Origin of the sequence: Pseudogemmobacter sp. W21_MBD1_M6 (assembly GCF_052119585.1) — a bacterium.
GTDB lineage: Bacteria > Pseudomonadota > Alphaproteobacteria > Rhodobacterales > Rhodobacteraceae > JBGQOJ01.
Map to the genome: position 1 here is coordinate 1 of NZ_JBGQOJ010000056.1, position 2,500 is coordinate 2,500.

Genomic DNA, 2,500 nt, shown 5'->3' on the forward strand with positions numbered 1-2,500 from the left:
TTGGTTGCGGGAGTCAGATTTGAACTGACGACCTTCAGGTTATGAGCCTGACGAGCTACCGGGCTGCTCCATCCCGCGACAGGGAGTAAGTATTGATATGAGATCGAAGAGAGATACGTTTGTGTTCCTTACTAGGTTTGGCGGTGACCTACTCTCCCACGTCTTAAGACGCAGTACCATTGGCGCGGCGGCACTTAACTGCCGAGTTCGGGATGGGATCGGGTGTTTTGCTCGCGCTATTACCACCAAACCGAGAAAGGAACACATCAGCCGGCGTATTGTTTGCCGTTTATTTTTCGAAGATTACTTTTGTCCAAAGAAGTCTTGCTTCTACTGGATCAAATCAAGCCTATCGAGCAATTAGTACCAGTCAACTGAATGCATTACTGCACTTACATCTCTGGCCTATCGACGAGGTGGTCTACCTCGGCTCTCAGGGAGATCTTGTTTTGAAGGGGGCTTCCCGCTTAGATGCCTTCAGCGGTTATCCTGTCCGATCATAGCTACCCAGCACTGCTATTGGCATAACAACTGGTCCACCAGTGGATCGTTCACCCCGGTCCTCTCGTACTAGGGGCAACTCTTCTCAAATCTCCTACACCCACGGCAGATAGGGACCGAACTGTCTCACGACGTTCTAAACCCAGCTCACGTACCTCTTTAAACGGCGAACAGCCGTACCCTTGGGACCTGCTCCAGCCCCAGGATGAGATGAGCCGACATCGAGGTGCCAAACGGTGCCGTCGATATGGACTCTTGGGCACCATCAGCCTGTTATCCCCGGCGTACCTTTTATCCGTTGAGCGATGGCCCTTCCACTCGGGACCACCGGATCACTATGGCCGACTTTCGTCTCTGCTCGACTTGTCAGTCTCGCAGTCAGGCTGGCTTCTGCCATTGCACTCAACGACCGATTTCCGACCGGTCTGAGCCAACCTTCGCGCGCCTCCGTTACTCTTTAGGAGGCGACCGCCCCAGTCAAACTACCCGCCACACAGGGTCCTGGAACCGGATAACGGTCCGCAGTTAGACATCAAGCAAAGCAAGGGTGGTATCTCAAGGGAGGCTCCACAAGGACTAGCGTCCCTGCTTCAAAGCCCACCACCTATCCTGCACATGCTTGGCCTGATGCCAGTGTGAAGCTGTAGTAAAGGTGCACGGGGTCTTTCCGTCTAACCGCGGGAAGTCTGCATCTTGACAGACAATTCAATTTCGCTGAGTCGATGTTGGAGACAGCGGGGAAGTCGTTACGCCATTCGTGCAGGTCGGAACTTACCCGACAAGGAATTTCGCTACCTTAGGACCGTTATAGTTACGGCCGCCGTTTACTGGGGCTTCAATTCAAAGCTTGCACCTCTCCTTTTAACCTTCCAGCACCGGGCAGGCGTCAGACCCTATACGTCGTCTTACGACTTCGCAGAGCCCTGTGTTTTTAGTAAACAGTCGCCACCCCCTGGTTTGTGCCCCCCCCCAAGACTTGCGTCCTGACGGGGCCTCCTTCTCGCGAACTTACGGAGGTATTTTGCCGAGTTCCTTCAACATCGTTCTCTCAAGCGCCTTGGTATTCTCTACCAGTCCACCTGTGTCGGTTTAGGGTACGATCTAGCGGAAGAGCTATTTCCAGGAACCTGTAGGCAGCCCATCCAATCCGATAAGGATGAACTACGTTTCAGATCCGTCACTACTTCCTGGCCCAGGAATATTAACCTGGTTCCCATCGACTACGCCTTTCGGCCTCGCCTTAGGGGTCGGCTTACCCTGCTCAGATTAGCTTTAAGCAGGAACCCTTGGACTTTCGGCGACAGGGTCTCTCACCCTGTTTGTCGCTACTCATGTCATCATTCTCGCTTCTGATCACTCCACCGGATGCCTTACGGCCCGGCTTCACAGTAAACTCCATGTCTTCGCTATACCCGAGGGCATAGAAAAGACGCGGAGTTATATCACAGAACGCTCTGCTACCATGCACTATGTGCATCCTAAGCTTCGGCTCATGGCTTGAGCCCCGTTACATCTTCGCCGCAGGACAACTTATCTAGACCAGTGAGCTGTTACGCTATCTTTAAAGGATGGCTGCTTCTAAGCCAACCTCCTGGTTGTTTTGGTCGTCCCACATGCTTTCCCACTTAGCCATGAATTGGGGGCCTTAGCTGTAGGTCAGGGTTGTTTCCCTCTTCACACCGGACGTTAGCACCCGATGTGTGTCTGCCATCTAGTACTCCTCGGTATTCGGAGTTTGGTTAGGATCAGTAAGCCGGTGAGGCCCCATTACCCATCCAGTGCTCTACCCCCGAGGGTATTCGGATGACGCTCTACCTAAATAGATTTCGCAGAGAACCAGCTATCTCCGAGTTTGATTGGCCTTTCACCCCTAGGCACAACTCATCCCGACCTTTTTCAACAGGTGTGGGTTCGGACCTCCAGTTGGTGTTACCCAACCTTCATCCTGGTCATGCCTAGATCACTCGGTTTCGGGTCTGATCCCACGAACTCATTCGCC

The 2,500-nt window shown here is 53.1% G+C and carries 1 tRNA gene and 2 rRNA genes (1 of these 3 cut by a window edge); all 3 read right to left on the reverse strand.

The window, feature by feature from the left end:
- Nucleotide 1: 1 nt before the first annotated feature.
- Nucleotides 2–78 (reverse strand) — tRNA-Met (locus ACEN2R_RS20585).
- Nucleotides 79–135: 57 nt separating this feature from the next.
- A 5S ribosomal RNA gene (gene rrf / locus ACEN2R_RS20590) occupies nucleotides 136–250 on the reverse strand.
- 89 nt (nucleotides 251–339) lie between these two features.
- Nucleotides 340–2,500, reverse strand: a 23S ribosomal RNA gene (locus tag ACEN2R_RS20595); it runs 671 nt beyond the window's last position.